At 70.4% G+C, this 25,770-nt stretch carries 26 protein-coding genes; 5 read left to right on the forward strand and 21 right to left on the reverse strand.

Annotated elements, in window-relative coordinates:
• Positions 1-146: 146 nt before the first annotated feature.
• Entirely contained in the window at positions 147-1,016 is an 870-nt protein-coding gene (locus AC07DI_RS27280) for an RNA polymerase sigma factor SigF (RefSeq protein WP_384260424.1), read from the reverse strand.
• Between the two features lie 219 nt (positions 1,017-1,235).
• Here AC07DI_RS27280 and AC07DI_RS27285 point away from each other — a divergent pair, with 219 nt between their 5' ends.
• Positions 1,236-1,769, forward strand: coding sequence for a GNAT family N-acetyltransferase (locus AC07DI_RS27285; protein ID WP_478906562.1), 534 nt, complete (start codon positions 1,236-1,238; stop codon positions 1,767-1,769).
• 99 nt (positions 1,770-1,868) lie between these two features.
• Here AC07DI_RS27285 and AC07DI_RS27290 read toward each other — a convergent pair whose 3' ends face one another.
• Entirely contained in the window at positions 1,869-2,693 is an 825-nt protein-coding gene (locus tag AC07DI_RS27290; RefSeq protein WP_478906564.1) for a class I SAM-dependent methyltransferase, read from the reverse strand.
• Between the two features lie 130 nt (positions 2,694-2,823).
• Here AC07DI_RS27290 and AC07DI_RS27295 point away from each other — a divergent pair, with 130 nt between their 5' ends.
• Positions 2,824-4,641: a S9 family peptidase gene (locus AC07DI_RS27295; RefSeq protein WP_478906659.1), complete on the forward strand. Its 1,818-nt coding sequence runs from the start codon at positions 2,824-2,826 to the stop codon at positions 4,639-4,641.
• 160 nt (positions 4,642-4,801) lie between these two features.
• Positions 4,802-5,575: an SURF1 family protein gene (locus AC07DI_RS27300; protein ID WP_478906566.1), complete on the forward strand. Its 774-nt coding sequence runs from the start codon at positions 4,802-4,804 to the stop codon at positions 5,573-5,575.
• 51 nt (positions 5,576-5,626) lie between these two features.
• On the opposite strand, the gene AC07DI_RS27305 is transcribed toward AC07DI_RS27300, so the two are convergent.
• The 8 genes from AC07DI_RS27305 to AC07DI_RS27340 form a co-directional block, all read right to left on the reverse strand.
• On the reverse strand, positions 5,627-6,724 hold the full coding sequence (locus tag AC07DI_RS27305; RefSeq protein WP_478906568.1) for a hypothetical protein: 1,098 nt from the start codon (positions 6,722-6,724) through the stop codon (positions 5,627-5,629).
• 56 nt (positions 6,725-6,780) lie between these two features.
• Positions 6,781-7,356 carry a SigE family RNA polymerase sigma factor gene (locus AC07DI_RS27310; protein ID WP_062774674.1) on the reverse strand — a complete coding sequence of 192 codons (576 nt, stop codon included), beginning with the start codon at positions 7,354-7,356 and terminating at the stop codon, positions 6,781-6,783.
• Positions 7,357-7,793: 437 nt separating this feature from the next.
• The gene (locus tag AC07DI_RS27315) at positions 7,794-8,852 is read right to left on the reverse strand and encodes an aspartate-semialdehyde dehydrogenase (protein WP_384260306.1); all 1,059 of its coding nucleotides are present in this window, start codon (positions 8,850-8,852) and stop codon (positions 7,794-7,796) included.
• Positions 8,849-10,120, reverse strand: a complete 1,272-nt coding sequence (locus tag AC07DI_RS27320; RefSeq protein WP_384260308.1) for an aspartate kinase — start codon at positions 10,118-10,120, stop codon at positions 8,849-8,851. Before AC07DI_RS27320 ends, AC07DI_RS27315 begins: the two co-directional genes overlap by 4 nt.
• A gap of 230 nt (positions 10,121-10,350) precedes the next feature.
• Positions 10,351-11,034 (reverse strand): Uma2 family endonuclease, encoded by a 684-nt coding sequence (locus AC07DI_RS27325; RefSeq protein WP_478906571.1) that lies wholly within the window; start codon positions 11,032-11,034, stop codon positions 10,351-10,353.
• 50 nt (positions 11,035-11,084) lie between these two features.
• Positions 11,085-12,023 (reverse strand): hypothetical protein, encoded by a 939-nt coding sequence (locus AC07DI_RS27330; RefSeq protein WP_478906661.1) that lies wholly within the window; start codon positions 12,021-12,023, stop codon positions 11,085-11,087.
• A gap of 274 nt (positions 12,024-12,297) precedes the next feature.
• Entirely contained in the window at positions 12,298-12,558 is a 261-nt protein-coding gene (locus tag AC07DI_RS27335; RefSeq protein ID WP_478906573.1) for a DUF397 domain-containing protein, read from the reverse strand.
• On the reverse strand, positions 12,555-13,349 hold the full coding sequence (locus tag AC07DI_RS27340) for a helix-turn-helix domain-containing protein (protein WP_478906575.1): 795 nt from the start codon (positions 13,347-13,349) through the stop codon (positions 12,555-12,557). Before AC07DI_RS27340 ends, AC07DI_RS27335 begins: the two co-directional genes overlap by 4 nt.
• An 84-nt stretch (positions 13,350-13,433) precedes the next feature.
• Between AC07DI_RS27340 and AC07DI_RS27345 the strand changes: the two genes are divergently transcribed.
• Positions 13,434-13,832, forward strand: a complete 399-nt coding sequence (locus AC07DI_RS27345) for a hypothetical protein (protein WP_478906577.1) — start codon at positions 13,434-13,436, stop codon at positions 13,830-13,832.
• On the opposite strand, the gene fxsT is transcribed toward AC07DI_RS27345, so the two are convergent.
• From fxsT to AC07DI_RS27380, 7 genes are all read right to left on the reverse strand, one after another.
• The gene (fxsT, locus tag AC07DI_RS27350; protein WP_478906579.1) at positions 13,822-17,100 is read right to left on the reverse strand and encodes an FxSxx-COOH system tetratricopeptide repeat protein; all 3,279 of its coding nucleotides are present in this window, start codon (positions 17,098-17,100) and stop codon (positions 13,822-13,824) included. The two genes, AC07DI_RS27345 and fxsT, sit on opposite strands and share 11 nt — an antisense overlap.
• Before the next feature lie 78 nt (positions 17,101-17,178).
• A complete protein-coding gene (locus AC07DI_RS27355; protein WP_478906581.1) occupies positions 17,179-17,493 on the reverse strand; it encodes a trypco2 family protein in 315 nt (104 codons plus the stop codon).
• Between the two features lie 89 nt (positions 17,494-17,582).
• Positions 17,583-17,915, reverse strand: a complete 333-nt coding sequence (locus tag AC07DI_RS27360; protein ID WP_478906583.1) for a helix-turn-helix domain-containing protein — start codon at positions 17,913-17,915, stop codon at positions 17,583-17,585.
• Positions 17,908-18,090: a hypothetical protein gene (locus tag AC07DI_RS27365; RefSeq protein ID WP_478906585.1), complete on the reverse strand. Its 183-nt coding sequence runs from the start codon at positions 18,088-18,090 to the stop codon at positions 17,908-17,910. Before AC07DI_RS27365 ends, AC07DI_RS27360 begins: the two co-directional genes overlap by 8 nt.
• A gap of 65 nt (positions 18,091-18,155) precedes the next feature.
• Positions 18,156-18,815 (reverse strand): DUF5063 domain-containing protein, encoded by a 660-nt coding sequence (locus tag AC07DI_RS27370; protein WP_384260328.1) that lies wholly within the window; start codon positions 18,813-18,815, stop codon positions 18,156-18,158.
• A complete protein-coding gene (gene recR / locus AC07DI_RS27375) occupies positions 18,808-19,407 on the reverse strand; it encodes a recombination mediator RecR (protein WP_389717611.1) in 600 nt (199 codons plus the stop codon). The genes AC07DI_RS27370 and recR overlap by 8 nt, the downstream gene beginning before the upstream one ends.
• Positions 19,408-19,476: 69 nt before the next feature.
• Positions 19,477-19,818, reverse strand: coding sequence for a YbaB/EbfC family nucleoid-associated protein (locus AC07DI_RS27380; RefSeq protein ID WP_384260333.1), 342 nt, complete (start codon positions 19,816-19,818; stop codon positions 19,477-19,479).
• A 255-nt stretch (positions 19,819-20,073) separates the two neighbouring features.
• Between AC07DI_RS27380 and AC07DI_RS27385 the strand changes: the two genes are divergently transcribed.
• A complete protein-coding gene (locus tag AC07DI_RS27385) occupies positions 20,074-20,877 on the forward strand; it encodes an SLATT domain-containing protein (protein WP_384260335.1) in 804 nt (267 codons plus the stop codon).
• A 64-nt stretch (positions 20,878-20,941) separates the two neighbouring features.
• On the opposite strand, the gene AC07DI_RS27390 is transcribed toward AC07DI_RS27385, so the two are convergent.
• The 4 genes from AC07DI_RS27390 to AC07DI_RS27405 form a co-directional block, all read right to left on the reverse strand.
• Positions 20,942-21,586 carry a dihydrofolate reductase family protein gene (locus tag AC07DI_RS27390; RefSeq protein WP_478906588.1) on the reverse strand — a complete coding sequence of 215 codons (645 nt, stop codon included), beginning with the start codon at positions 21,584-21,586 and terminating at the stop codon, positions 20,942-20,944.
• A gap of 154 nt (positions 21,587-21,740) precedes the next feature.
• Positions 21,741-22,391 (reverse strand): hypothetical protein, encoded by a 651-nt coding sequence (locus tag AC07DI_RS27395; RefSeq protein WP_384260340.1) that lies wholly within the window; start codon positions 22,389-22,391, stop codon positions 21,741-21,743.
• Positions 22,392-22,504: 113 nt separating this feature from the next.
• The gene (locus AC07DI_RS27400; protein ID WP_478906590.1) at positions 22,505-24,973 is read right to left on the reverse strand and encodes a dolichyl-phosphate beta-glucosyltransferase; all 2,469 of its coding nucleotides are present in this window, start codon (positions 24,971-24,973) and stop codon (positions 22,505-22,507) included.
• Entirely contained in the window at positions 24,970-25,665 is a 696-nt protein-coding gene (locus AC07DI_RS27405) for a GntR family transcriptional regulator (protein ID WP_384260345.1), read from the reverse strand. The genes AC07DI_RS27400 and AC07DI_RS27405 overlap by 4 nt, the downstream gene beginning before the upstream one ends.
• Positions 25,666-25,770: the final 105 nt, after the last annotated feature.

Genomic DNA, 25,770 nt, shown 5'->3' on the forward strand with positions numbered 1-25,770 from the left:
CCTCGGTGGGGGTCCCCCCGGGCCGTTCAGGCCTGGGGGAGGAGCTACTAGGGCTTTTCGGCAACGCGGCGAGCGTGCGTGCCAGACGGCGACCACCCGGCCGGGGATATGACACAGGCTCTCAGGCCTCGGTGAGCACGTCCGGGTCAGGCCTCGGTGAGCATGCCCGAGCGGAGCTTGCCCAGCGTGCGCGTCAGCAGGCGTGAGACGTGCATCTGGGAGATCCCGAGCACCTCGCCGATCTGCGCCTGCGTCATCTCCTGGCCGAAGCGCATCTCGATGATGTGGCGCTCGCGGTCGTCCAGTTGCTCGATGAGGGGTGCCAGCGTGTGCAGTTCCTCGAAGAGGTCGAGCGCGGGGTCGTCGTCGCCGAGGACGTCCGCGAAGTCGCGTCCCTGCGTCCCGTCGTCCTGACCGACGGGGACGTCGATGGAGCCCGCCGTGTAGCCGTTCGATGCGACGAGGCCGTCGTTGACCTCGTGCTCGGTGAGGCCGAGGTGGTCGGCGAGTTCCCGGACGGTCGGTTCGCGGTCCAGCTCGCCGGCCAGCCGCTCCTTGGCCCTCGCCAGGTCGACCCGGAGCTCCTGGAGGCGGCGCGGCACGTGGACGGCCCAGGTGGTGTCGCGGAAGAACCGCTTGATCTCGCCGGTGATGTAGGGCAGTGCGAAGGTGCTGAACGCGACGTCGCGGGAGAGTTCGAAGCGGTCGATGGCCTTTATCAGGCCGATCGTGCCGACCTGCACGATGTCGTCGACGTCGGCGCTGCCACCCCGGAAGCGCGCGGCCGCGTACTGCACGAGGGACAGGTTCATCTCGATCAGGGTGTTGCGCGCGTACTGGTATTCGTGCGTGCCCTCTTCGAGGAACTGCAGCCGGTCGAAGAAGATCTTCGACAGGGCCCGCGCGTCCTTGGGCGCGACGCTGCCCGCGTCCTCCACCCACGGCAGCTCGCTGCTGGACGTCTCTTCCCAGGGGCCCGCCGTGCGTGCTTCCTCGTACGTCGATGCTGCGGTCAACTGTGTAGGCGGCCTCACGGGTTCACCTTCGGTCGGGGACATCGGACGGTACGACAACAGTCCGCCTGCCCGTTTGGAACCGGGTTAAGCACACTGATTCACCCAGGAGTTCGGCGCGCCCGCGTCCCCCCGTTCCGCTCGCCGGTCCGTACTGTCACCATGCGGAGTCAAGGGTGTAGGGGGAGCGGCCCTCATGGGGGCGGGGCGGGAGGCGCATACATGTCAGAGGTGTTTCTGCGGCGGCTGAGCCGCTGGCAGGCGGAGCAGCAGCGGGAGGCCGTGGCCGACCTCTACGTAGAGGCCTTTCGCGGCACGGTGGGAGCCGAGTACCGCGACCGGCAGGACTTCCTGCGCCGCTTCGCCCACGACGTCCAGCAGACCGACTTCGAGATGGTCGTGGCCGACGCGGCGGGCCTGGTCGGCTGCCTCTACGGCTATCGCGCCGAGCGCAGCGGCGAGTGGTGGGAGGGGTTCCGGAGCGTGCTGCCCGCCGAGTTCGGGGAGCAGACGTCCTCGGGGCGGGTGTTCCGGCTCAGCGAACTGATGGTGACGCCCGCCGGGCGCAGGGCGGGCGTCGCCTCCCGCCTGCGGACACTGCTCCTCACCCGGCACACGTCCGACGTCGTCGTCGCCGTACTCAAGCGGGACGACGACCAGGGGCGGGAGGTGCTGCAGGAGTGGGACTGGCGGAAGCTGGGCGAGTTCACGCCGGGGCGGGAGGGGTGGCTGCGGCCACCGTCACCGATGCCTTGAGCGGGCCCGGCCGGCTGCTGCACACACCCGGGCCTGCTCGTCGTCAGGCTCTGCTCGTCAGGTCCTGCTCGTCAGGTCCTGCTCGTCAGGTCCTGCTCGTCAGGTCCTGCTCGCCTTCAGTGAGTACATGAGCGGGACGCGCGGGCGGTCCGGCGGAAACCGGTAGGCGCCGTCGCGCAGTTCGAGCGCCCCGAAGCGTTCGAAGAGGGTCTCGTCGCGCTCACGCAGGAAGTCGATGCGCAGGCCCGCGGCGGCGAGTGCGGAGACGACGTCGCCGATCGGGTGCTGCCACTCGACGCTGCGGTTGTGGACGGTGGGCGTGGCGGGGTCCGCGTAACCTCCGGACTCCTCCTCGACCCAGGCGTCCCGGGCGAAGTAGTCGTGTTCGATACGGGAGCCCGTCGCGTCGTCCAGGACGTCGGTGAGCGGATGGAACTCGGAGAGGTAGAGGAAGCCGCCGGGCGCCACCAGCGAGGCGGCGGTCTCCGCCCAGCGCCGGATGTCGGGCAGCCAGCCGAGCGCGCCCACGCCGGTGTAGACGATGTCGTACGAGGAGTCGGGCACCGCATCGGGCGCGTCGTACACGTCCGCGGCGACGAAGGCGGCCTGCTCCGGCGTGAGGCCGAGCCCGGCCGCGAGCTCGCGGGCGGCCTCGACGGCGGGTTCGGAGAAGTCGAGGCCGACCACGCGGGACGCGCCGTGCCGCGCCCACGACAAGGTGTCGAGCCCTATGTGGCACTGCAGGTGCAGCAGGGACTTTCCTCGTACGTCGCCCACTTCCGTGAGCTCGTAGGCGCGCAGGGCGTCCTTGCCCGCGCGGAAGGCTTCGAGGTCGTAGTAGTCGCTGGCGAGGTGGATCGGGACGCGCTCGTCCCAACGTCTCCGGTTGGTCTCTCGCCAGTCGGGGGGCGTCGGGGTGTACATGATCGGAAAGTTATCCACAGGCTGAGGATCGCGCCAGCGGATTGTCGGCGGGGACAGGCACTATGGGGGCATGAGCGAGACGGGTGACATGGGTGGCACGGGTCCGGCGGGCGCGAGGGAGGCAGGCGCGATGAGTGCGGGCGCGGTGAGCACGGGGGCTGATGCCATGCCGGACTGGGAGAAGCGGTTCAGGGCGCCTCGGGTGTCGCTGCCGGACTGGGCGGAGGACGCCCCGCAGCGCTCCCTGTTCGTGTCGAACGCGACAGGGACGTACGAGCTGTACGCGTGGGACCGCACGACCGGCGTCCAGCGCCAGGTGACGGACCGGCCGAACGGCACGACGGACGGCACGCTCTCGCCCGACGGCGAGTGGATCTGGTGGTTCAACGACAAGGACGGCGACGAGTTCGGCGTATGGATGCGCCAGCCCTTCGGCGGCGGCGCCGACGAGCCCGCGGTGCCGGGCCTCGACGCCTCCTACCCCGCGGGTCTCGCCCTCGGCAGGCACGACGGGACGGTGGTCGTCGGCCGCTCGACGGACGAGGACGGCTCGACGATCCATGTCGTGGGCCCCGATGACGGCGGCCCGGTGGAGGTGTACCGCCACCGCGAGTCGGCGGGCGTCGGCGACCTCTCGTACGACGGCACGCTGATCGCCGTGGAGCACACGGAGCACGGCGACGCGATGCACTCCGCCCTGCGGGTGATCCGCCCGGACGGTTCCACGGTCGCCGAGCTCGACGACACCGAGGGCGGCACGGTCGAGCTCGGCCTCGAGGTGCTCGGCTTCGCACCGGTCGAGGGCGACTCGCGCCTGCTGATCGGACACCAGCGCCGGGGCCGCTGGGAGCCGATGGTGTGGGACGTGGCGACGGGAGAGGAGAGCGACCTCGCGCTCGGCCTGCCCGGCGATGTGAGCGCCGAGTGGTATCCGGACGGCTCCGCCCTGCTCATCGCCCACGGCTTCGAGGCGCGCGGCGAGCTCTTCCGCTACGACCTCACCTCCCGGGAGCTCGTCCGCATCGAGACGCCCGCGGGCTCGGTGTCCGGCGCGACGGCGCGGCCCGACGGCGCCGTGGAGTACATGTGGTCGTCGGCGGCCGAGCCGCCGGTGGTCCGCTCGACGGCGGGCGGCGTGGTCCTCGACCCGCCCGGCATGAAGGCGCCGAAGTCCGTCCCGGTGGACGACGTGTGGGTGGAGGGGCCCGGCGGCCGCATCCACGCGCTCGTGCAGCGGCCCGCGGGCTCCTCGGGGCCGCTCCCCACCGTCTTCGAGGTGCACGGCGGCCCCACCTGGCACGACAGCGACTCGTTCGCGGCCGGCCCGGCGGCCTGGGTCGACCACGGGTACGCGGTGGTACGGGTGAACTACCGCGGCTCCACGGGGTACGGCCGCGAGTGGACGGACGCCCTCAAGCACCGCGTCGGCCTCATCGAGCTGGAGGACATCGCGGCGGTACGGGAGTGGGCGGTGACGTCGGGCCTCGCGGACCCCGACCGCCTGGTCCTGGCGGGCGGCTCCTGGGGCGGCTACCTCACCCTGCTCGGCCTCGGCACGCAGCCACAGGCGTGGGCGGTGGGCCTGGCTGCGGTGCCCGTCGCGGACTACGTGACGGCGTACCACGACGAGATGGAGGCCCTGAAGGCGATGGACCGCACGCTGCTCGGCGGCACGCCCGAGGAGGTGCCCGAGCGGTTCCGTGCCTCGTCCCCGCTGACGTACGTGGACGAGGTGAAGGCCCCCGTCTACATCTCCGCGGGCGTCAACGACCCGCGCTGCCCGATCCGCCAGATCGACAACTACGTGGACCGTCTCGCCGCCCGGGGCGCGGTCCATGAGGTGTACCGGTATGACGCGGGCCACGGGTCACTGGTCGTGGACGAGCGCATCAAACAGGTCGCCCTGGAGCTGGCGTTCGCGGCGCGGCATTTGCCTGCGGCGGGCTGAGGGGAGGGGGTGGCCCGGCGCCGGGGCGGGGGCGGAACCCCTGCACGCCGCTTCGCGGCGATCTCCCCCACCCACCCGCCCCCAGAGGCGAGCCCCCCGCAGGGCCGGCCGATCCCACCCCACAGCCCAGCCCCCCGCAGGGGCCCCGTACCGTGGGGGTGTGTACCGGTTTCTGCTGACGCCCCGCTGGTGGGGGATCAACATCTTCGTCGTGCTGGCCATCCCCTTCTGCATATTCATGGGGTCCTGGCAGCTCGGCCGCTTCGAGGACCGCGTACAGGATCACGAGACCGCGAAGGAGCAGGTCGCGGAGCAGGGCAAGGAGCGGGACACGCGGGGGCGTCCCCTCGACTCGCTGCTGCCCGTCGACAAGGAGACCTCCGGCGAGCAGGCCACGGCCACCGGCCGCTACGGCAGGCAACTGCTCGTGCCGGACCGGGAGTTGGACGACAAGCGCGGCTTCTACGTGCTGACTCTGCTGCGTACGGAGAGCGGCAAGTCACTGCCCGTCGTCCGCGGCTGGCTCCCCGGCGACGCGAGCGCCGCGAAGGCCCCGGCCGCCCCCACGGGCGAGGTCACGGTCACGGGCGCCTTGCAGGCCCCGGAGAGCCCGGGTTCCAACGGCGTCAGCGCCACGGGCGGGCTGCCCGAGGGGCAGCTGGGCGCGATCAGCTCGGCCTCGCTGGTCAATCTCGTACGCGACGACCTGTACGACGCGTGGGTCACGCTCGGCAAGGCCGACTCCGGCATGAAGCCCGTACCGGCGACCGCGCCCAACGACACCGGCCTGGACCTGAAGGCTTTCCAGAACCTCGGCTACACCGGTGAGTGGTTCGTCTTCGCGGGCTTCGTCGTCTTCATGTGGTTCCGCCTGTTCCGCCGCGAGGCGGAGTTCGCCCGCGACGCCCGCCTGGGCCTGCTCCCGGCCCCGTAGCCCGCCCCGCCCCCGCGCCACGCGAGCCGCGCCACGCGAGCCGCCGCCCGGCTACGAAGCCGGCAGCACCCCGGTCCGGTACACCGTCCCCGCACACGCGTTGGCGATCGTCGTCCCCGCCGAGGGCGAGCCCGCCTCCGCGGTCAGGGAGATCACGACGCTGCCGTCGGTCACGCCGCCGTCCGTCCGCTCGAGCTGCGGCTCCACGCCGCCGGGCGTACCGCCCTCGGGAGTGCCGGTGCCGCCTTCCGTGGGCGTCGGGTCGGGCGTCGGGTCCCCGCCGCCCGAGGGACACGCCTCCGAAGGCAACCAGAGGAAGCGCACCTCGTACGCCGCGCCGGGCTGCAGCACGAACGGGCTGGCCTCCTGCGACGGGTCCGGCAGGCCGGTCGCCGCGTCCCCCGCCGTGTGGTCGACCACGGTGATCTTCGCGGGGTCGGCCGCGCCCTGCGCCACCGTACCGACCGCGCCCGCGGCCTCGATGGTGCAGCTGCTGTCGGAGACGTTGGAGACGCGGAAGGAGCCGTACACCTTGTTGTCGGCCTCGGGTGCGCCCGCGCTGCCCGTGGCACCGAGCTGGGTGGCGTCGCAGACCGGCGAGGTGGCGGCCTCGGAGGTGGAGGGGTCCGGCGCTCCCGTGCCGCCGCCGCCCGTGCCGCCCTTCTCCTTGCCTTCCTTCTTGCCCTTCTTGTCCTTCTTGTCCTTGCTCTTGGACTTGCCGGGCTTCTGGCCCGGGTCCTTCTCGCCGCCGTCGGGGCCCTTGCCCTGGCTCGACCCGCCCTGCGCGTCCGCGCTGTTGCCCGCGATCGAGGTCCGGTCGTCCGAGTCGCCCGCCGAATTGGTGACGTGCACCAGGGCGGGGACGGCGGTGCCGATGAAGAGCGCGGCGGCCGCGAGGCCGACGACGGCCTGGCGCTTGCGGGCCCTGCGCGCGGGCACCGCCTGCCGCAGGTGTTCGAGGGAGCGCTCGCTCGGCTCGATCTCCTCCACGGCCCGCCGCATCATCCGCCGCAGCGCGAGTTCGTCGGCGAGGGAGTCCGGGTCACCGGCTCCGGGATCGTTTCCCTCGACGCCTGGATCGTTCTCCTCGACGCCGGACCCCTCGGGCCCGCTGTCCGGCCCGAGGCCGTCTTCGGGGCCGTGGTTCACGTTTCCGTTCCTGCCATGGTGCTCAGATCCGCCCTGCTCATCACGCTTGCGCTCACTCATGCCGGCGCCTCCATGGCGACCCTCAGGGCCGCGATGCCGCGCGAGCCGTACGCCTTCACCGAGCCGAGGGATATTCCCAGGGTCTCGGCGACCTGCGCCTCGGTCATGTCGGCGAAGTAGCGCAGCACGAGGACCTCGCGCTGGCGCCGCTGCAGGCCGCGCATGGCCTTGATCAGCTCGTCACGCTCCAGCTGGTCGTACGCCCCCTCCTCCGCGCTCGCCATGTCGGGCATCGGCTTCGAGAGAAGCTTGAGCCCGAGGATGCGCCGGCGCAGCGCGGAACGGGAGAGATTGACCACGGTCTGGCGGAGGTACGCGAGGGTCTTCTCCGGGTCGCGCACGCGTTTGCGCGCCGAGTGGACCCGGATGAACGCTTCCTGGACCACGTCCTCGCAGGACGCGGTGTCGTCAAGGAGCAGCGCGGCGAGGCCGAGCAGCGAGCGGTAATGGGCGCGATAGGTCTCGGTGAGATGGTCGACTGTGGTGCCCGCGGTCACGCGCAAGTCATCGCCCTCGCGCTGCGCCGGGATGCGGGCGGGCCGCGCTGCGGGCATGGGAGCGATCACCGGCATGCCGCCGGTCGTGCGGGGTCGACGAGCGGGGCGCAGCCCGGCCGCACCTCTCGCCTGTACCACTGTGAAATCGAGTACCTCTGCCACGCTTGTTGGACACGCTTCCCCCCATCAGGGTTGTACGCATCCGGGCTCGCGTTTGCGGCATGCTGCGCGGGCACCGCTCGTGACGATGCATCAAATGCCCCCATGCGTACCAGCTCTTCCCCTATGCCCCATATTCGACAGCGCTCGAGCCACCCCTGCGGGCGACCGCTAAAGACGCCCCCCGCCTCGCCGTCGGTTGCAACTGATCAGAGGCGAATCTTCGAACGCGGAGATGATCCAGTTCAAGGACTCACGACCACCAAGTTGGACACAGAACTTACACAGATCCAACAAAGGGGTCCGCTTCGGGGTGGTCCATACCAATACGGGGCGCCCGTGAGCCGGGCCGCTCAACCGGCCGTGAGCTCCCCGGCCACCAGCTCCGCGATCTGCGCCGTGTTCAGCGCGGCGCCCTTGCGCAGGTTGTCCCCGCACACGAAGAGCTCCAGGGCGGTCGGGTCGTCCAGCGAGCGCCGCACCCGGCCCACCCAGGTCGGGTCGGTGCCGACCACGTCGGCGGGGGTGGGGAACTCCCCCGCGGCCGGGTTGTCGAACAGTACGACGCCGGGGGCGGTGGCGAGGATCTCGCGGGCCTTGTCCACCGTGACCTCGTCCTCGAAGCGGGCGTGGACGGTCAGGGAGTGGGTGGTCACGACGGGCACGCGTACGCAGGTGGCGGCGACGCGGAGGCCGGGCAGTCCGAGGATCTTCCGCGACTCGTCCCTGACCTTCATCTCCTCGGACGACCAGCCGTCGTCCTTGAGCGATCCGGCCCAGGGCACCACGTTCAGCGCGACGGGTTCCGGGAAGGGGCCGGTGTCGTCGCCGACCGCGCGGCGTACGTCACCGGGGCTGGTGCCGAGTTCCGTGCCCGCGACAAGGCGCAGCTGACGCCGGAGCGTGTCGACGCCGTCCCGTCCCGCGCCGCTCACGGCCTGGTACGAGGAGACGATCAGCTCGCGCAGCCCGAACTCGGCGTGCAGCGCGCCGACGGCCACGATCATCGAGAGGGTCGTGCAGTTGGGGTTGGCGACGATGCCGCGCGGGCGCACGCGCGCGGCGTGCGGGTTGACCTCCGGCACGACGAGCGGCACGTCCGGGTCCATCCGGAAGGCGGCGGAGTTGTCGACCACGACGACGCCCTTGGCGGCGGCGATCGGCGCCCACCGCTCGGCCACGTCGTCGGGGACGTCGAACATGGCGACGTCGACCCCGTCGAAGACGTCCTCCGACAGGGCGAGCACCTCGGTCTCCGCACCGCGCACGGCCAGCTTGCGGCCGGCCGAGCGCGGTGAGGCGACGAGTCTGATCTCGCCCCAGATGTCGGCGTGCTGCGACAGGATCTGGAGCATGACGGTGCCGACGGCCCCGGTCGCTCCGACGACCGCGAGCGTCGGCTTCCGGTTCATCGCCCGGTGCCTCCATAGACCACGGCCTCGTCCGTGTCGGAGTCGAGCCCGAAGGCCGTGTGGACGGCGCGGACGGATTCGTTCACGTCGTCGGCGCGCGTGACGACCGAGATGCGGATCTCGGAGGTCGAGATGAGCTCGATGTTCACGCCGGAGTCGCTGAGCGCCTCGAAGAAGGTCGCGGTGACGCCCGGGTTCGTCTTCATGCCGGCGCCGACGAGCGAGATCTTGGCGATCTGGTCGTCGTAGCGCAGCGAGTCGAAGCCGACGGCCGTGCGGGTCTTCTCCAGGGCGTCGATGGCGCGGCGGCCCTCGGCCTTGGGAAGGGTGAAGGAGATGTCGGTCAGGCCCGTCGAGGCGGCCGACACGTTCTGCACGACCATGTCGATGTTGACCTCGGCGTCCGCGATGGCGCGGAAGATCGAGGCGGCCTCGCCCGGCTTGTCCGGCACGCCGACGACCGTGATCTTGGCCTCGGAGGTGTCGTGCGCGACACCGGAGATGATGGCCTGCTCCACCTTGCGGTCCCCTTGCGGTTCGTTGCTGACCCACGTGCCCTGCAGTCCGGAGAACGAGCTCCGCACGTGGATCGGGATGTTGTAACGACGTGCGTACTCCACACAGCGGTGGAGCAGCACCTTGGACCCGGAGCTCGCAAGCTCCAGCATGTCCTCGAACGAGATCCAGTCGATCTTCCGCGCCTTCTTGACCACACGCGGGTCGGCGGTGAAGACACCGTCCACGTCCGTGTAGATCTCGCAGACCTCGGCGTCGAGGGCGGCGGCGAGGGCGACGGCGGTCGTGTCGGATCCACCACGGCCGAGCGTGGTGATGTTCTTGCCCTCCTGGCTGACGCCCTGGAACCCGGCGACGATGGCGATGTTGCCCTCGTCGATCGAGGTCCGGATCCGCCCGGGGGTGACGTCGATGATCCGCGCTTTGTTGTGGACGGAGTCGGTGATGACGCCGGCCTGGCTGCCCGTGAACGACTGGGCCTCGTGGCCCAGGTTTTTGATCGCCATGGCCAGCAGGGCCATGGAGATCCGCTCTCCGGCGGTCAGCAGCATGTCGAATTCGCGCCCGGCAGGAATCGGGGATACCTGTCCGGCGAGATCGATCAACTCATCCGTCGTGTCGCCCATCGCCGACACCACGACAACGACCTGGTGGCCGTTCTTCTTGGCGTCGACAATTCTCTTGGCGACCCGCTTGATGCCCTCGGCATCGGCTACGGAGGAGCCTCCGTACTTCTGCACGACAAGGCCCACGTGCGCTCCTCGCTCAATCCGTTGTGCGGTCGGCTCAGTCTAACGAGCGGCCGAAATCCGCCTCGGTCATATCGCATCGTGAGATGTCCCGCTCACAAGTTGATCACCAGGGGCATACGCCCCCGCTGTTCGGGGAGTACGTTCCGGCCGCTCGGCTGGGCACATGCCCGGTTCGGAGCGGGGCACTCCGGAAAGTGGGGCGGGTCACAGTCCCGCCCCGGCCGTCGGCATCAGTCGGCGTAGTCCTTGAGCTTCTCGGTGTTGAGCGCGATGGCGACGGGGGCGGGGAGTGTGACGGTGGCGCCGTACGCGTACGAAGGGCTCTGCCGGTAGTCGCCGTCGTGCGGGTCGCTGAACACCGTCAGGCTGTCGCTGTCCCGGTCGATGAGGAGGTAGACGGGGATGCCCGCCCGCGCGTACCCGTGACGCTTCTCGTGGCGGTCGCGGCGATCGGTGTCGCGGTCGTACGAGGTGACCTCGACGACCATGAGGACGCCCGCCGGGTCCCCCCACTCGCCTTCCTGGTCCGCGAAGTGGTCCAAGGGGGCGAGAGCTCCGTCCGCTCGGGCTCGCCCAGCTCTGTAGGCCGGCACCGCCAGCGCCTGCTCCGGGTAGAGAGCCAGTTCCGGCCGCTGCTGCATACACGTGCGCAGCAGCCACATGATGATGGCTCCATGACGCAGGTCGGGCACGGGCTTGACCTCTAGCTTCCCGTCGATGAGTTCGAGCGTCACCGTCGCGGGCGCCACCCTGGCGAGTTCCTCGAAGTCCTCGACATCGATCGGGCCATGCTTCACGCACAACCTCCCGCCGAGAAATTCGAGCCTGTTGCGCACGGTTTCCGGAGCCCTGCGGACGAGTTCCTCGAACTCCTCGACGGACATCTCCGGGCGCTCTTCGGTGCTGGGGGTCATGGCGTCGCCTCCTTGACTCCATGGTGCCCGGACCGACACGTCCTGCACGCTCATACGCCGCCCCGGGGCGTCGGCAGTCCGGCGGCCCGGCGCAGCTCCGCCACCCGCTCGGTGACGTCCACGACGTCGTCGTATCCCGCTGGGTGCGGGCGCGGCGGGATCGGCGGCCGTGCGAGGAACGTGTCCGGGACGTACCCCGAGCGCTCCTCCGGCGGGCAGCAGTCCATGCAGATTCCGTTGATCAGCTCGACGGAGGTCTCGGGCTCCTCGCAGAACGGGCAGATCATGACGGCTCGCGTGACACGGCCGCGTGCCTTGGCGGGGGCCTGACGCTTGGGGGGCATCTTGTTCTCCAGTCTGGTCCGGGCGAAACCGCCCGGGTTGGTGACGGTGGGCGGCAGCCCTTCGGTGAGGGCGCGGGTGATGTCCTGCGGCGTCGCGCCACGCTCCAGCCACTCCGCTGCGCGGGGCGCGAGCTGTTTGCACTCCTGCTCGGAGAGGGCCATGCGGCGGTCGGCGGTACGGAGTTGGGCGAGGGTGTGGTGGGCGGCGCTCGGCTCGTCGGCGGGCGGCGGGACCTGTTCCTGCTCCGGCTCGGTCGCCCTGGCAAGGCCCGACTGGTAGGCGTCCGTGACGTCCCGCCCGTGCCGGGCCCGCACGAACTCGGCCCACCAATCCGGGGACTTGGGCTCCCTGGACCAATACGTCCTGGTCACCCACCGCATCGAGTTGTCCTCGACGGTGATGTGTTCCTTGACCCAGCGCAGGTGCCCGGCCTCGGTGAGGCGCCGCAGTGACGTGCGGGTGGCCTGCTGGCCGTAGCGGGGGTGTTCGGCGGCGATGACCTTGTGGCCCATCGCGGCCCCGTCGGGGAGGTGATCGACGAACGTCGCGAGTTCCGCGTCGCGGGGCATCAAGTGTGCGAAGTCGGGCTCGGTGTCCGGTTCCGCGTCACCCGCGAGGCGTTTCCCGTAGCCCGATTTGGCCATCGGGTGGGACGGGGAGGGGAGGGCAGCATTAGGCTTGGCGTAAGCCACGGTCGACCTTCGATCGATCGTAGGACTAGGCCTCGGAACCGGTGTTGGCGCACCGACCGGGGCCGTTCTATTGCCGCGAACCTAGGGCGGTTTTACGTTCCGACGCAAGCTGACTACGGAACGTCACTCTTGAGGGTGACGGAGCCCTCAACTCCGCTTCTGGCCAGGTTGGTTGGGTTCATTTCATCGGTGAACCAGACCCAGGGAAGAGCTCGGGTCCCGAGGCTCAAGCCCCGGGCTGAACTGCGGCGATGAAGGTGGTCCAGGCGGGGGCTGAGACGGCGAGCGAGGGGCCGGCGGGGTCTTTTGAGTCCCGGACGTGGACGGCCACGGTCATGCCCGTGCCCGAACCCCGGGCGACTTCGAGGCAGTTGGCTCCCTCGTCGTCGCTGTAGCTCGACTTGAACCAGTCAAGGGCGACTTCGACGCACGCGCCGCCCTCGTCGTCGCTGTAGCTCGACTTGAACCACGCCAGCCGCTCGCTCACTGCATTTCCACCATCCGCTCGATGAACCGGGCCGACTCAGCAGCGCCGAGGGCCTCTGCCCTGAGCATGCTAATCCGCTCCGTGTACACACCGACTACCTCTGGCTCCGAAGACAGCTGCGATGCCAACTGTCCCTCGCTGAAGGCATAGCGCTCGCGCTCGCCAGTCTCCAGTAGCACCATCGCCCCCAGAAGCGCGGACGGAATAGCGCGGTCGAAAGGCAGCACTTGGATGGTGACGTTGCAGCGCTGTCCCACCTCCAGCAGCCGGATCAACTGAGCCTTGTCCACCTGCGGCCCTCGAAGCACCGCCTCATACAGAACAAAGCTGCAGGCCACCGGCGCCTTTCGCGACAGCAGCGCCTGCCTCTCGACGCGTGCGACAACTCGCTCATCCACCGTCTCCTCATCCAGCGGTGGGCAACGGTTACCGATCAGGCTCCGGGCATAGGCCTCGGTTTGCAACAAACCCGGGACCAAAGCGGCTTCGTACCACCACAAGCTGATCGCTTGCTGCTCGTACGCCATGAAGTCCTGGGCCCGCGCCGGAAACTTATCCGCCCTCACGTAGTCCTTGGCCGCGCTCAACAGCCCATCCGCCCCACACATCCCGTCGGCCACATCCAGCACCCGGGCAGTCGGCATCCGGACGCCCTGCTCCATGGCCTTGATGGTGTCCGGCGCATAATTGGAGGCGGCGCCCAGCTCCTCACGCGTGACGTTCGCCTTCATCCGCCACCGCTTCAACTGGTTCCCGCTGTACCGCCACGTCGGGTTGTACTGAACGGACACAGTGACCACCTCCGACGGATACAGCCGGGCGCGTATCCCCTCAGTCACTACCGAGCGTAGCCCCGCGCTACGCACCCTGTGACCATGACGAACGCAATTCACTGGCCCGAGTGGGTCCCGGTGGCCGGTCACCAACTCCGGGTGTCCGGCGTGCACTTCGACGCGCTCCGCATTCAGGGCGTACGAGGGGAACAGGTCGCCGCGCGACTGCTCGCCGAGGCGGACGGGGACGCCGGCCCCGTCATCTGCGAGGCGACGGGGTTCCGGTGGATGTACTTCCTGGTGGCCCCGGGCACGGCCAAGGACCACACGTGGCCGCTGGGCGTACAGCGCTTCGGCACCCCGCGCACGGTGACGTACATCGGCGTCCCGGCCCTGAACGGCAACACGTGGCCGTTGCTCTGGTACTCGGAACCGACGCCGACGGCGCCGTACGTGGTACCGGCTCACCTGCTGGCAGTCCTGGACCTGGTCAGTCCGTAGACTCCCCGAACTGCCAGTCCCGGTACCGCGCACGCACGGCAGCCAGATTCTGACGTACAACCACGGTGGTCGAGTGCTCCGTCCCCAGCACCCGAACGCAGTCGCTCAGCGTCTGCTCACACAGGGGAACCGCACGCCCCAGGTCGCCCGCCGCCTCGCACGCTCCCGCGAGGTTGTTCCGCGACAGCAGTGTGTCCGGGTGGTCCGCACCCAACACCCGCAGCCGAGCGGCCAATGCCTCTTCATACAGAGGGATGGCGCGACCCACGTCACCCATCGCCAAGTACGCCCCTGCCAGATTGTTCCGGGACATCAGCGTCTGCGGGCTGTCCGCGCCCAACACCCGGGCGCAGTCCGTCAACACCTGCTCGTACGACTCAAGCGCACGTCCCACATCACCCGTCCGCTTGTACGCACCCGCCAGGTTGTTCCGGCACTGTAGCGTCTGCGGGCTGTCCGCGCCCAATACCCGGTCGCAGTCGGCCAGCACCTGCTCGTACAACACGAGCGCACGTCCCACATCCCCCGCCGACTCGTAGGCCAAGGCAAGGTTGTTCCGCGCTCCCAGTGAATTCGGGTGATCCGCGCCCAATACCCGGTCGCAGTCGGCCAGCACCTGCTCGTACAACACGAGCGCACGTCCCACATCCCCCGCCGACTCATAGGCAAAGGCGAGGTTGTTCTGCGACGTCAACGTACCCGGGTGGTCCGCACCCAGCACGCGAATGCTGTCCGCCAAAATCTGTTCGTACAGGGCAAGCGCACGAACCACATCACCCGCCGCCTGATAAGCGCCCGCCAGGTTGTTCCGGGATGACAAGGTGCTGGGATGATCCGGACCCAACACCCGCAGTCGCGCGGCCAACGTCTCCTCGTACAAGGCGGTCGCTCGACCTACTTTGCCCACCGCCTGATATGCGCCCGCCAGGTTGTTCCGTGAGGACAACGTGTCCGGGTGATCCGGACCCAACACCCGCAGCCGCGCGGCCAGCGTCTCCTCGTACAGGGGAAGCGCACGTCCCATGTCACCCGCCGTCCCGTACGAGAAGGCCAGGTTGTTCCGCGCCCTCAACGTGTCCGGGTGGTCCTCGCCCAACACCCGCAGCAAATCAGCCAACGTCTGCTCGTTCGAGGAAATCGCACGGCCCACATCACCCGCCGCCCTATACGAAAAGGCCAGGTTGCTCCGCGCCCTCAACGTGTCCGGGTGATCCTCACCCAACACCCGCAGCAAATCAGTCAACGTCTGCTCGTACAGAGAGATCGCACGGCCCACATCACCGGATGTCTCATAGGCACCCGCCAAGTTGTTCCGCAGTTTCAACGTGTCCGGGTGAGACTCACCAAACACTCGGGTGGCAGATTCCGCACCGCGGTGAAAGAGACTGATGGCCTTACGGACTTCCCCTTGACCTTCAAGGTAAGACGCGACCTTATTGATCACTACGCACGTGTCCTCGGTGTCCTCGCCAGAACCCCACGCCTCCAACAGGGCTTCGGCATGCGGCAGGAGAATTCTCCACGTCGGCCATACAGCCACGTTGCCCAGCGGGTCGCCCTGGAGCACGTCGCACATCCGAGCCGCAGCTCGGTCGCGGGCCTCCGTGATCAGGGAATCGGTGCGGTGCGGATCGTCCTCCGACGGTGTGCGGGCCACTGTCTGGACGAGGCGGTGGACGCCGAGGGTCGAACGGTCGAGGGTGATCATGTTGTAGTTCGCCAGAAGGGCCAGGAGTGCGGCCAGGTCGACGGGGTTCTCGGCGAGCGGGGTGAAGAGGTCGCGGGGTATGCCCGTCGGGGCGTACCAGGCGGCGATCCGCAGGAGGTCCACCGCGCGAGGGTCCCGCTCGTGGAGTGCGTCCAACGTGATGCGCCAGATCTGGGCCATCGTCTGCGCGGGGTTCGAGCCCTCGGGAGCGGCGTCCGTCGTGTGCCGCGCGTACTCGCGGAGCATCTCGCGGTACTCCCCGACCGTGATCGAGGTCTGCGCGATGAAGCCGCCCGCCTGCTCCAGGGCGAGGGGCAGGTGGCCCAGCTCTTCGGCCAGGGCGCGGGCCTCCTCCTCGTCGCCACCGTCTGTCAGACGTGCCAGCAGGTCCAGGGACGCTACGGCGTCCAGTACAGGGAGGGGGATCGGCTCGCCCGACCAGCCTCCCTTGCAGCGACTGGTGATCAACCGGCGACCTGCGTCGCGGAGTTGCCCCGTCACCGTACGGACGTCCTCCGGCCTCTTCACGTTGTCGAAGACGAGCAGCCAGCCCGGATGGGTCTGTAGCCACCCGATGGCCCAGGAAGCCGCCTGTGCCGTGGCGAGGACGGGGGCCCTGTCCCCCCGGAGACGGTCGGCGAGCGCCGCCAGGCCCGTGTCGATCAGGTCGGGAGTGTCCGCGCGGAGCCACCACACCAGCCGGTACGCGTCCCGGTGGCCGTGGGCGTAGTGCAGCGCCAGCGTCGTCTTTCCGACGCCGCCCAGACCGTGCAGGGTCTGGGTGATCGTCTGGGAGTCCTCGGACAGGGCGCGGCTGAGCGTGGCGAGGGCCTCGTCCCGGCCGACGAAGAACCGTGACGGCAGGTCCGGCAGATTGTGCAGTCCCCGGGGCACCTCCACGTCGTACGCCGTGCGCGGCGGCCCCGTGTCGGACGCCGCGCTGACGTCCTCCAGGACCAGGTCCCCGCCCGCTGCCTTCACCGCCATCGCGAAGCCGGGCCGCGCGGCGAGCGACGCCACGGACACCGCCGTGAGCTGGTCCGCCTCGTAGTCCCGTGCGCGGTCGGTCGTGACGACACCGACAAGCCGGCCGCGAGCGAACAGCGCCGCGCCGGACGCTCCCGACCAGCGGGACGTCTCGTCCGGATCCGCCTTGCTGGGGGCCGCGACCCGGTCGACGTACGCGGTGATCACGTCACCGCCCGACTTCAGGCCGGTCAGGGTCTCGACGCGGCCCCGGATCTCCTTCGTATCCCGGACGCCGTCCCGCACTTCGGAACGCGGGAAGCCGACGGCCAGGCAGCCGAGTCGGCTTTCGGTGACGGTCGGATCGATGCGGCCCCACCGCAGGGGAGCCGCATCGGGCGGCAGCGGCGCCCAGGACGTGCCCGTCACGCGGATCAGTGCCGCGTCCGGCTGCGGGTCCGGCCCGGGCTCGGGCCAGAGAAGATCGGCTTCGGTCCACTGCTCGCGGTCGCCCGGGTCGAGTCGGCGGACCTCCAGTCCCCCGGCGCCCTGGACGTTGTGCAGCGCTGTGAGGACGATCCGGTCCGCGACCAAGTACCCGGTCCCGGCACACCCCGCACGGGGGTTCCAGACCTCCACGACCCGTCGTACGTCCATGACGCGCCCGCCGCCCTACCGGGGGCGCTCCCCCACGTCGTCCCCGACCCGCGCGTCCTCACCCGTCTCCGGGTCGACCGGCTGCAACGTCACTTTGAGCCGGTTCACCGTGCCCCGGGACCGCGCAGCCTTCGCTTCCGCGCCGAAGGGCAGAACAAGAACCTTTGCCCGCGCCTCACCGTCGTTGCGCACGTCGACGGTGAACTCCAACTCGACCGGTCCCGTACGGAACTGGAGGCCCTGCCCTCGCCCCTCCTCGGCCGCCCGCCCCAACTCCGCACGCACCGCCCCGATCGCCTCGGCCAGCCCCACCCACGCTTCGTCCGCCATGGCGCGGCCCCCGTTCAGAGATCCCGGTGTCGCGGCAGCCTATCGCCGGAGCACACCAATAGGACGTGCCATAGGTGAAGTTGAGCACCTCATGCGGCGCCGACAGTCCGATCCCCGTACTCGATCGACACCGTGATCCTCGCGCCGAGCGCCGCCGCGTACGTCCGCATGGTTTCCAGGTTGTGGATTTCGCCCCGCTCGACCTGCGAGACCCGCGCCTGGGAGATTCCGACCGCCTTGGCGACATCCGCCTGGGTCAGGTTCTGTTCCTCGCGGATCTCCCGCAGGTGGTGTCCGAGGACGTACGCCTCGGTGGCGGTGCGCGCCGTCTGCTTGCGGCGCTCCCACTCGGCGTCGGACACGTCGGGGGCGCTTTCGCGCATCCGGCGCTTCACCTCTGCCCAGCTGCTGTGCTCACCCATCAGGCGCCTCCGCCCTTTCCTTCTCCATGCCGTTGTGTGTCCGGCAGCCAGTGAGCCGGTCGACGAGCGGGCGACCCAGCGAGGGGCCGTGCTCCGCCAGCATGTCGACGGCCACCTCGACCAAGTCGGCCGACACAGAGTCCTCCTCCGCCGGCGTGAGCATCCACTTCTCCACCGAGGGTGAAAGTCGGCCCGAGGCGGCACAGTGCAGAGCCAGGGCGGAGCTGGTACAGGGACGGGTTACTTCACCGTCCGAAGACCAAGCGGTCCCGCGATCTCCTCCGCCATCACCTTGCCCGCCTCCTCCTCCAGGCCCTCCGCCGCCAGGTCCTCGTCGGTGTCGAGGCCGTCGAGGTCTTCCAGGGGCTGGTTCAGGCGGACGTGGGCCACCAGGGACTGCAGGGCGCGCAGGGCGCCCGAAGCCGTGGAGCCCCAGTTGGAGAAGTAGGAGAACTGCCACCACCACAGGGCCTCGGTCGTGCGGCCCGCCCGGTAGTGGGCCAGGCCGTGGCAGAGGTCGGCGACGACGTCCGCCAGGTCGTCCGAGATGCGGCAGGGCACCGGGGCCTTGCGGGGCTCGTACGGGTCGAAGACCTCGGAGTAGACGTCGATCGGGTCGAGCATCAGGGCCAGGCGTTCGCGCAGGTCGTCGACGTCCTGCTCGGGGCCGAGGTCCGGCTCGTACCGCTCGTCGGGGACGATGTCCTCGTGCGCGCCGAGGCGGCCGCCGGCCAGGAGCAGCTGGGAGACCTCCAGGAGGAGGAAGGGGACGGCCGAATCCGGCTCGTCGCCCTTCGCGATCTCCCTGACCGAGACGATGAAGCTCTCGATCTGGTCGGAGATCTGCACCGCGAAGTCGTCCGGGTTGTCGGTCACGGTGTTCAGCGTGGCGTCAGACATCTAGGAGTCGTCTCCCCTCGAAGGCGCGGCCCAAAGTGACCTCGTCCGCGTATTCCAGATCTCCCCCGACAGGGAGTCCGCTGGCCAGGCGGGTGACCTTCAGGCCCATGGGCTTGATCATGCGCGCGAGGTACGTGGCCGTGGCCTCGCCCTCCAGGTTCGGGTCGGTGGCCAGGATCAACTCCGTGACCGTGCCGTCCGCAAGCCGCGCGAGGAGTTCGCGTATCCGCAGATCGTCCGGGCCCACGCCCTCGATCGGGCTGATCGCGCCCCCCAGGACGTGGTACTTCCCCCGGAACTCGCGCGTACGCTCGATCGCCACGACGTCCTTCGGCTCCTCGACGACGCAGATCACCGAGAGGTCGCGGCGCGGGTCGCGGCAGATGTTGCAGAGCTCCTCCTGCGCGACGTTCCCACAGGTCGCGCAGAAGCGGACCTTGTCCTTCACCTCGATCAGGGCGTGCGCGAGACGGCGGACGTCCGTCGGCTCCGCCTGGAGGATGTGGAAGGCGATCCGCTGCGCGCTCTTGGGACCGACGCCGGGCAGCCTGCCCAACTCGTCGATGAGGTCCTGAACCACGCCTTCGTACACGGAACGCCTTTCCTGAAGTCCTCTGGAGGGTGTCGGCCCTCTACGTACGGTAGTTGGCCGGGGGGTTTCTTAGAAGGGAAGCCCCGGGATGCCGCCGCCGCCCAGGCCCTGGGCCAGCGGGCCCAGCTTCTCCTGCTGGAGCGCATTCGCGTTCTCGTTGGCCGCCTGGACCGCCGCGACGACCAGGTCCGCCAGTGTCTCCGTGTCCTCGGGGTCGACCGCCTTCGGGTCGATCACCAGGCCGCGGAGCTCACCGGAGCCGTTCACCGTCGCCTTGACGAGGCCGCCGCCGGCCTGGCCTTCCACCTCCGTGCGCGCCAGTTCCTCCTGCGCCGCGGCGAGGTCCTGCTGCATCTTCTGGGCCTGCTGCAGCAGCTGCTGCATGTTGGGCTGGCCACCACCGGGGATCACGATCAGCTCCGTTTCGTACGGGTCCGTCCAGCGGGATTTTCCGCCTGGTCCGAGCCTACGTGGTCGGCGGGCGGGTCGCCCCAGCACTCTCCCCGGCACACTTTCGAGTGAGATCGGCCGCCCTCCTATACCTGATCAAGCACCCCTTCCGGGTAGAAAAGCCGTGAACCCAGTCTCGGGGCCACCCATTGGGCGGTAGGAATTAGGGCCTGTCCTTGAACCCCCGCCGATACGCGCGATCTGGAGGAGTGCCGGGTGAGCCAGCCGGAGATGCAGCCCGAGGGGGTGCCCCCCGAGGGGCAGGGTTCGGGGGGCGGGGCGAATCCGGAACCGGGTGCGGGGGCGGCGGGGGCGGACCCGAGGGCCGGTGCGGGTCCCGGCGCGCTGCTCGGTGATCTCACCGGCCGGGCCTTTCCGCTCGGCGACTGGGGCGAACCCGCCGACCGGCTGGACGAGCTGTACCGCTGGGTCGAGCGCGGCGCCCTGAACACCGCCTCCTGGTACCTCACCGACCGCGGCCGCAAGCGGCGTGCGGCGCGGCTGCTGCGGGCCGGTGCCGCGCTGGGCGCCGTGGGCGGCGGGGTGCTGCCGCTCATCGAGCTGTCCGGAGGCGTGGGGCCCGTGGCCTCCTGGGGGTTCGTCTCGCTGCTCGCCGGGGTGGCGTGCGTGGGGTGCGACCGGTTCTTCGGGCTCACGTCCGGGTGGATGCGGGACGTGGCGACGGCGCAGGCCGTGCAGCGCAGGCTCCAGGTGCTGCAGTTCGACTGGGCCTCGGAGAGCGTACGGGAGGTCCTCGGGCCCACCGAGGGCACCGCGGGCGAGGCCGCCGAGCGGTGTCTCGGGGTGCTGCGGAAGTTCACGGAGGACGTGACGGAGCTGGTGCGGGCGGAGACGTCGGACTGGATGGTGGAGTTCCGGGCGGGGCCCGTGCCCCTTGCCATGCAGGCGATGGTGCCGGTCAGCCCGCCCCGGGAGGCGCCCGCCGCCCCGGGACGGTTCCCGCTGCCGCCCGGGACCCGGCCGAACATGCCCCGCCAGCGACCGCCGGAGCCGCGCTGATCCCGCGGTACCAGCTGATCCCCCGGTACCAGCTGATCCCCCGGTACCAGGTGTACGGCCGGGGCTACTTCCGCCAGAACAAGTGGTGGGTCACACCGCTCGGGCTGGGCACGACGTCCACGTGGAAGCGGTCGCGCAGTTCGTCGGGGGACTCCCAGAGCCGGGTGCCGGAGCCCAGCTTCACCTCGCAGACCGCCACGTGCAGGGTGTCGACCAGGTCGGCCGCCAGGAACTCGCGGATGACCGTGGCGCCGCCGCCGAGGCGTACGTCCTTGCCCTGCGCCGCATCCTTCGCCTGCTGAAGGACCGTGGCGGGGTCGCCGTCGACGAAGTGGAACGTGGTGTCGGAGAGCGTGAACGACGGGCGTACGTGGTGGGTCATCACGAACACCGGCGTGTGGAACGGCGGCTCCTCGCCCCACCAGCCACGCCACTCGTGGTCCTGCCAGGGCCCGCGCTGGGGCCCGAACTTGTTGCGGCCCATGATCTCGGCGCCGATGTTGTGGTGGAAGTCCCGCGCGAGGTAGTCGTCGAGACCGCGGGTCCCGCCGGAGTCGGTGCGGTTCGGCCAGCTCGCCGTGGCACCGGCCCAGGCGGCCATGACCCTCGGGTCGGCGTGGCCGAAGGGCCGCTCCAGGCTCTGGCCCTCACCTGCGCCGAAGCCGTCCTGCGAGACGGTGAAGTTCTGGACTTTCAGTAACTGTGGCACGGGTCCTGCTCCTCCTCATGTGTCACCGACGATGCGTGGGCGACGACGGGTAGACCGCACGGACCGCACGAACTCATCGGCGCGGCGGAGACGGGCTGCGAAGACGGGCTGCGGAGACGGGCTGCGGAGACGGTTGCGGAGACGGTTGCGAAGGCTAGCTGTAGACGATCATCGAGCCTTGCGCAAGGCTCCGGGTCGCCGCCGCGTGCAGGCCGAGCCAGACGTGCCGCTCCCGCGCGAAGGGGCTCTCGTCCGACGGGGGCACGGTGGCCGGTTCCTCCAGGGCCGTGGGCGCCCGGGGCGGGGCCGGGGCCTGCGGCGGGTTCGCCGGGTCTATGCCGATCGAGGGGGCGACGAACTCCAGCTCGCGCAGGAGCCCCTGCGAGGAGCCCAGCGGGCCGCCGCCGGAGAGCAACTCGTCGTTGGAGAGCGGGGCGGGGAAGTCCACCGGCACGTACGCGCCCGCGTGGTCGTAGTGCCAGACCAGGTGCGACTGCTGTGCCGTGGCGTCGAACATCTCCAGGAGCTGTTCGTAGTCACCGCCCAGCTCGTCGACCGGCGTGACCTCCAGGCCGCAGATCCGCAGGAGGTAGGCGCGGCGCAGGAAATGCAGCGCGTCGTAGTCGAAGCCCGCGACCGGGGCGACGTCGCCGGACAGGCCCGGCATGTAGGCGAAGACCGGGACGGCCGGGAGCCCGGCCTCGTGCAGCGCCTTGTCGTAGACGGCGAGCTCTTCCGCGAAGGGATTGTCGGCGCTGTGGCACAGCACGTCGACGAGGGGGACCAGCCACAGGTCGCAGGCCAAGAAGGGCTCCTCGGGTCGGTCGTTCGGACGGTACGAATGGCGCGGGGACACCGGCGCTCTCGCTGTGCGTCGGCGTCCGGCGTGGCAGGCAGCGTAGTCGGGGACGGGGCCTGTCAGCTGCCCTCGTGCACGGCCGTTCCTGTCGTCCCCGGCGCTCCCGCCGTTCCTGCCCTTCCCTTGCCCGGGTGCAGGTCCCATACCCATACGCCGTCCACCCATTTTCCGGGGCGACCGAGGAGGGCGCTGACGGTGATGCGCAGTTGTCCGTCGTTCTGCTGCGGCGGCAGGACGACGACGCCCGCGTTCCAGAACCTCAGGTCCTCGCGGGCCGCGGCGCGCCAGGCCGGAGTGACCTCGGGGACGCGGCCCGAGTCGCCGACGCCGCGCAGGAGGTTGGACGTGTTGCGGGGCACGGGCCCGTAAATGCCGACGCGGTCCGGGCCCCAGGGACCGTTGAAGTAGCCGCCGGGGATGCGGAAGGCCAGGTCGGCGCTGGTCTGCCAGTGCAGGGCCTCCGCGTGGGCGGCGTCCGGCACCGGGACCGGGACGAGGGTCTCGCCCTCGCCCAGGTACGCGCGCCAGGTGCCCTTCGCGATGAACGGCGGCACCTCGGCGCGGTCCACCGCCTTCAGCGGCGCGGGCAGGACCGGCAGCAGCGCGAGGGCGACGGCAGCGACGCCCGCGTACCGGTGGGCACGGCGCGGGAGGGCCGGCAGGCGGGCCAGGGCGAGCGCGAGCAGCATGCCGAGCGCCGGGGCGCACACCATCGCCACGCGCGCCTCGATGACGGACTCGAAGAGCGGACGGTCGGAGAGCGCCGCCCAGGGGCCGGGGAGGACGATGTCGGTCAGCGGGATGCGGAACTTCTGGCCCAGCGAGAGCAGCGCCGCCCCGAACACGGTGGCGGCGAGCGCCTTGACCGCCGGGCGCTCCCAGAGGCGTACGACGATGGCGAAGGCCAGGGCGACGAGCGGCCAGCCGAAGAAGGCGTTCTGCTCGGTGCGGTTCAGCGCGAGCGGGTCGGAGCTCTCGGCGCTGCCCGCGAGGGAGCGTTCCGCGAAGGAGAGGAAGGCGAGCGGGCTGTTGCCCGCCTGGTCGCCGTGGAGCACGCTCTTGTAGCTCTGCGGCCCGAAGAACTGCCAGTACAGGGGGAAGGCGACCAGCGGCACGGTGACGGCGAGCGCCACCGCGGTGCCGCGGGCGAGCGGGCGCCAGGAGGCCTTCGCCACGTCCCTGCGGACGATCCCGTACGCGAGGGCGAAGAGCAGCAGCCCGAGCGCGGCGAGGAGGAGCGGTTCCTCGCCGAGGAAGATCTGGTACGTGGTGAAGAGGCCGAGGACGACTCCGTCGCGTACGACGCGGGTGCCCTCGCAGAGCCGCAGCGCCCTGTCGATGATCAGCGGGATCATGAAGAGGACGACGAAGTTCGGGTGGGCGTTGGCGTGGCTGACCATCGGGGGCGCGAAGGCGGCGAGGGCCGCGCCGACGGCGGCGGCGCCGCGGTGCGGGACCAGGCGCCTGCGGATCAGCCAGTACCAGGAGACGGCGGTGGCGGCGAGGCCGCCGGTCATCGCCACGTTCAGGGCGGCGGCGGGGCCGAGGAGCCAGGTGACGGGGGCGAGCGGGACGGAGAGGCCGAGCATGACCGTGTTGGCCATGAGGTTCACGCCGTCCGGCATGTTCTGCAGAGTGGTGAAGAGGGGGTTGTGAAGGTGGCGGACGTTGTCCGCAGTCACCGCGAAGAACCACTCCCACTGGTTCTGGTCCTGCATGGAGTCGGGGAAGTAGCGGTGCGCGGGGTCCAGCAGGCGGCCGGAGAAGAGGATGACCGACAGGGTCAGGAAGAGGAGGGCGACGCGGACGTCGGCCCGGTTCACCGCGCGGGCCTTCAGGGCGGTCAGCTCGGCGAGGACCCGCACGTAGTCCAGCGGCCTGACCTTCGATCCCTCCTGGTGCGACCAGCGCACGGGGACCTCGGCGACGGGCCAGCCCGCCCGCCGGAAGTACTGCAGTATCTCGACGTCTATGCCCCAGCCGTGCAGCCTGGACGAGGCGAACGCCTCTCGGGCCCGGTCGCCGTCGAAGAGCTTGAAGCCGCACTGGGTGTCGCGGATTCCGGGGACGGCGACCGTGCGTATGACGAAGTTGCCGGTACGTCCCAGCAGCTCGCGCAGCCGGTGCTGGTGGGCGCCGATGCTCGCGCCGGGGCGGGCGCGGGAGCCGATCGCGGCGGCGTGGCCGTCGGTGAGCGCCTTCTCCAGGTGGTCGAGCTCCTCGATGGGCGCGGCGAGGTCGGCGTCGGTGACCAGGACGCGGCGGCCGTAGGAGGCCAGGACGCCGAGGCGCAGGGCGTGGCCCTTGCCGCGGTTGCGGTCGCTGCTCAGGAGGTGGACGCGGGGGTCGGCTTCGGCCGCCTCCTCGGCGATCTCCGCGGTGCGGTCGGTGGAGCCGTCGTCGACGACGATCAGCTCCCAGGTGCCGGCGTCCGTCCCGTCCAGGTGCTCGCGCAGCGCGTCGAGGGTGGGGCCGAGGCGCCGCTCCTCGTTGTACGCGGGGACGACGACGGTCAGATCCACGCTCATGCGGCGGCCAGTCGCTCGATCAGGGCGAGGGAGTGCGCGTTGTACTCCTCGACGATGCCGTGGGCGGTCCGCGGGTCGCGGCGCGCCAGGGCGTCGACGAGTTCGGTGTGCCGGGACCACAGGAGGCCCCGCAGGTCCTCGCCGCTGCTCTCGGACCAGCGGCGGAGGTGGGTGACGGCGCAGACCCAGGACTTCACGCGCAGCCGGTGCAGGAAGTCGGAGAGGTAGGGGTTGCCGAAGAGGGCGCTGAGCTCGCGCCAGAAGCGCAGGTCGTAGCCGATCAGGACAGTCAGGTCGCCGGCGCAGGCCGCGCGGGCCGCTTCCTCGCCGCGGCGACGCACGGAGATCAGGCCGGCGCCGGCGTCCTCGCGGGAGCCGTGGGCGACGAGGTCGCGGAAGATGCCGTCGGCGACGAGGCCGCGGGCCTCCAGCATGGAGCGGTAGTCCGCGAGGGTGTGCTCGTGGACGCGGAAGCCGCGGTGCTGGTCGGCGTCGAGGAGGCCCTGCGCGGTGAGGTCGACCAGGGCCTCGCGGACGGGGGTCGCGGAGACGCCGTACTGCTCGGCTATCTCCTTGACGGTGAACTCCTGGCCGGGTTCCAGCCGGCCGGCCAGGACCTCGTCGCGCAGGGCGTCGGCGATCTGCTGGCGCAGGGTGCTGCGGATGACGGCGGAGCCGTCGGTGCCGGGCATCTGGATTCCCCCACGGAGTCTGACGTGGTCGTCATGCTGTCGTCGTGCTGTCGTCTTGCTTACGAGCACGTCAGACTACGTGGTCGGGGTTCCGGCACCGGGGCC

This window comes from Streptomyces sp. NPDC044106 (genome assembly GCF_056433985.1).